At 56.6% G+C, this 850-nt stretch carries 1 protein-coding gene; it reads right to left on the bottom strand.

Features of this window, described 5'->3' with window-relative positions:
- Positions 1–700 (bottom strand): calcium-binding protein (locus tag AC58NV_RS23680; RefSeq protein ID WP_497229323.1); only part of this gene is annotated, 700 nt, incomplete at its 3' end.
- Positions 701–850 lie beyond the last annotated feature (150 nt).

Here is an 850-nt window from a genome sequence, read left to right on the forward strand (position 1 = left end):
AACCGCCCTTCAGGGTGTCATTGCCAGCGCCGCCACCAGCCAAATCGGCGTCCTCACCGCCCCACAAGGCGTCCGCCCCGTCACCGCCGGCCAGAGTGTCGGGCGCATCACCGCCAAACAGCTGGTCGCTGCCGGTTCCGCCAGACAAGAAGTCTGCACCTGCCCCACCGGTCAGAGTGTCTCCACCTGCTTCACCGTTCAACGAGTCTGCTCCGCCGCCGCCATCCAATTCATCATTGCCGGCACCGCCATTCAATGTATCCGCGCCGAGGTCACCATAAAGCTGGTCCTGCCCGCCGTTACCCCGGATCAGGTCTGCACCGGTCAGCCCGCTGAGAGTATCATTCCCTTCGGCCCCATTGAACGTGTCGTTCTCACCATAAAACAGCAGAAAAAACTCTTCAGTCGTTATATCCGGATCTGAGACGATACTGCTAGCCTCCAGCTCCAGGCCCGTCACAGCATACACCATCTCCGTCGTGCTGTAAGGCTGGTACTGGTAGTAGGATTCGATTGTGCCAGTAACAGTGAAACTATTGTTCTCGCCGCCAATAAATTGGAACTCCGCTCCCTGTGCCGACCTGTATTCCGCGCGAAAGCCGTCTGCCCCCACAAACAGTATCTTCTCGGCGGAGACAAAGAACTCAGCTTCAATTTCAGTGCCGATAGCAAAGGGTTCATAAAATGTAATCGTCGCCATCGCGGCCTCATTAAAAACATAGCTGGTGTCTAATTTACGTCCGGGTCAAACCCGCTGCTTACCGGACCTATGGCTTTGGGACAAACAGCAAGGAGGGCCCTCGCCAAGTTGACTCAAGTTACTCTCCTCCCGAGCTGTTCCGGCCTAAAG

The organism is Leisingera sp. ANG49 (genome assembly GCF_059694505.1).